Genomic DNA, 851 nt, shown 5'->3' with positions numbered 1-851 from the left:
TTAATTTTGAATCCATAAGAAGGTTTTTTTGTTGTCAACCTCAAAGATACTTTGAGTTACTTTAATTCCTTCTTATTTTTTTATTTAGGACGCTATTGGGTGTATTTAATAAAAAGTATTGAAGTTACAAATTTATAAAAAAAACAAATCGGATTAACATTAATTGCTATTCCGATTTGTTATAAAAGTGTAATTTTAAAAAGATTTATTTTAACTCTCCAATTAATGGCACTTGTTCTAATAAGGCTTGACGTATAGTGTTTTCAATATACATTTCCGCTTGGATGAATTTAGCAGCTTCCACAGGTGTAATAACTTTTGACATTTTTTTATAAGTTGAACCCCATAAAGATGTCATTTCTTTTTGAACATCAAGAGCATTTTTCATTAAAGCATTGATGCTTTCTGGTGTAAAATTCTCGTAATTTTCTGCGTATTTTGTTATGTTTTGAATACGTTTTAAACCCATGGCTCTTCTGCTGTTTTCATAGGTTTCGTATAATTTCCAAAATTCAGCAGCTTTCGATTCGTCAACTTTCATATAATTTTCAATCAACGTTCTTTTTTCAATACCAAAAGCGTTTTGAAAGATAGCTACTTCATCTTTTTCAGTTTGTGAAAATAATGGCAATGCAATTAAAGCAAATACTAAGGATAAAATAAATTTTCTCATTTTTAAGTTGTTTTAATGTTAGTTTTAATAAGATATAATCAAAAATATTTTTCAAATATATAAATAAAATATGATTTTTGCAATACTGTCCTAAATAAAAATTATTAAAAATAGAAACAGCCTAAATACCTATTTTACATTTAGCTTTACATTTAATTTCAAAAAAGAACCCCTTGAT

General features: G+C 26.0%; 1 protein-coding gene. It reads right to left on the bottom strand.

Going from position 1 to position 851, the window contains the following annotated elements; translation table 11 throughout:
- Window positions 1-205: 205 nt before the first annotated feature.
- A complete protein-coding gene (locus IV513_RS15530; RefSeq protein ID WP_209391457.1) occupies window positions 206-673 on the bottom strand; it encodes a hypothetical protein in 468 nt (155 codons plus the stop codon).
- Between the last annotated feature and the right edge of the window lie 178 nt (window positions 674-851).

This window comes from Chryseobacterium sp. RR2-3-20, from assembly GCF_017808115.1.
Lineage (GTDB): Bacteria > Bacteroidota > Bacteroidia > Flavobacteriales > Weeksellaceae > Chryseobacterium > Chryseobacterium oryzae.
Note: the sequence above shows the minus strand (reverse complement) of the source record. Positions and strands in the feature narration are given on the sequence as shown.

What these genes read in the sequence shown, in the direction of transcription:
- IV513_RS15530 (WP_209391457.1), bottom strand. Translation starts at nt 673, where the DNA reads ATGAGAAAATTTATTTTATCCTTAGTATTTGCTTTAATTGCATTGCCA.